Genomic DNA, 2357 nt, shown 5'->3' on the forward strand with positions numbered 1-2357 from the left:
TATCTTCTTCTATCCGGTCGGTTTCTTTATTTAAAAACCTTCCATATAGACGTAGATGATTCCGTTAGGATTCATCTATCAGATACTTTAAGATTATTTTCAATATTCGGTTTTCAAGGTACGGATTCTTCAGGATTTTATTCCTTGGATGTCTGTGCATCCAGTGGAGACGGAGAGATTCGAACTCTTGACCCCCTGCTTGCAAGGCAGGTGCTCTCCCAACTGAGCTACGCCCCCATTTCTGACGGTCCGCTCTCAGGTTACGGAACTTCGCTCGTTCAAGCTTGCATTCCAGGTCTTTTCTCCGCCAGTGGGCTTAAGTGGACTCGAACCACCGACCTCACGCTTATCAGGCGTGCGCTCTAACCGGCTGAGCTATAAGCCCTCATTGTCCGGGACGGGTTTCTTTCCCCTTCCCATCTATATGAGTATTTAATTGTTTTTTTATGGAATCCGGCAGCCACCTGCTCTCCCATACCGTTTCCAGCATAGTACCATCGGCCGCTTAAGTCTTAACCATCGTGTTCGGGATGAGAACGGGTGTCTCCCCTAAGCGCATCGCCACCGGAATTTTTCATGATGCTTTCCAGGCGCCTTTCGGCTCCCTCAACATCTAAACAGTAATACAACCCCTACTTCTTCGCCTTAGAAAGGAGGTGATCCAGCCGCACCTTCCGATACGGCTACCTTGTTACGACTTCACCCCAGTTATCAGACCTGCCTTCGGCTGCTCCTCCCTTTCGGTTAGGTCACAGACTTCGGGCATTTCCAACTCCCATGGTGTGACGGGCGGTGTGTACAAGACCCGGGAACGTATTCACCGCGACATGCTGATTCGCGATTACTAGCGATTCCAGCTTCATGTAGTCGAGTTGCAGACTACAATCCGAACTGAGACGTTATTTCTGGGATTTGCTCCACATCACTGTCTCGCTTCCCTTTGTTTACGCCATTGTAGCACGTGTGTAGCCCAAATCATAAGGGGCATGATGATTTGACGTCATCCCCGCCTTCCTCCGGGTTATCCCCGGCAGTCTCCCTAGAGTGCCCGGCTTTACCTGCTGGCTACTAAGGATAAGGGTTGCGCTCGTTGCGGGACTTAACCCAACATCTCACGACACGAGCTGACGACAACCATGCACCACCTGTCTCCCCTGTCCCGAAGGCCTATCACTTTTACATGATATTCAGGGGGATGTCAAGACTTGGTAAGGTTCTTCGCGTTGCTTCGAATTAAACCACATGCTCCACCGCTTGTGCGGGTCCCCGTCAATTCCTTTGAGTTTCATTCTTGCGAACGTACTCCCCAGGTGGATTGCTTATTGCGTTAGCTGCGGCACCGATGGGTCCATACCCACCTACACCTAGCAATCATCGTTTACCGCGTGGACTACCAGGGTATCTAATCCTGTTTGCTCCCCACGCTTTCGAGCCTCAACGTCAGTTACAGTCCAGTAAGCCGCCTTCGCCACTGGTGTTCCTCCTAATATCTACGCATTTCACCGCTACACTAGGAATTCCGCTTACCTCTCCTGCACTCCAGCCTGACAGTTCCAAATGCAGTCCCAGGGTTGAGCCCTGGGTTTTCACATCTGGCTTGCCATGCCGTCTACGCTCCCTTTACACCCAGTAAATCCGGATAACGCTTGCCCCCTACGTATTACCGCGGCTGCTGGCACGTAGTTAGCCGGGGCTTCTTAGTCAGGTACCGTCATTTTCTTCCCTGCTGATAGAGCTTTACATACCGAAATACTTCTTCACTCACGCGGCGTCGCTGCATCAGGGTTTCCCCCATTGTGCAATATTCCCCACTGCTGCCTCCCGTAGGAGTTTGGGCCGTGTCTCAGTCCCAATGTGGCCGTTCACCCTCTCAGGCCGGCTACTGATCGTCGCTTTGGTAGGCCGTTACCCTGCCAACTGGCTAATCAGACGCGGGACCATCCTGTACCACCGGAGTTTTTCACACTGCCTCATGTGAAGCTGTGCGCTTATGCGGTATTAGCACCTATTTCTAAGTGTTATCCCCCGGTACAGGGCAGGTTTCCCACGCGTTACTCACCCGTCCGCCACTAAGTTACACCGATTCCATCCGAAAACTTCCTCTGCATAACTTCGTTCGACTTGCATGTGTTAGGCACGCCGCCAGCGTTCATCCTGAGCCAGGATCAAACTCTCTTGTTCAAGTGTTCAATCCGGTTAAGATTAACTCTAGCTAATGTTTAACCGTCGTTTGTTTCCAAACATTTTTTACTGTTTTTGGGTGTCTTAAATGCTTCTTGCGAAGCTTTAAAACTTGTTCTCTGAATTTTCTTTTTTAGAATTTTCAGGGTTGCATTACTGTTTATTTGTCAAGGTTC

The 2357-nt window shown here is 50.4% G+C and carries 2 tRNA genes and 2 rRNA genes; all 4 read right to left on the reverse strand.

Annotated features, from left to right (window positions below):
* Positions 1-164: 164 nt before the first annotated feature.
* A tRNA-Ala gene (locus DXA36_RS32465) sits at positions 165-237 on the reverse strand.
* A gap of 74 nt (positions 238-311) precedes the next feature.
* Positions 312-385: transfer RNA gene (locus DXA36_RS32470), tRNA-Ile, on the reverse strand.
* Positions 386-451: 66 nt separating this feature from the next.
* Positions 452-569, reverse strand: a 5S ribosomal RNA gene (gene rrf / locus DXA36_RS32475).
* 80 nt (positions 570-649) lie between these two features.
* Positions 650-2181 (reverse strand): 16S ribosomal RNA (locus DXA36_RS32480).
* Positions 2182-2357 lie beyond the last annotated feature (176 nt).

The organism is Eisenbergiella sp. OF01-20 (assembly GCF_003478085.1).
Classification (GTDB): domain Bacteria; phylum Bacillota; class Clostridia; order Lachnospirales; family Lachnospiraceae; genus Eisenbergiella.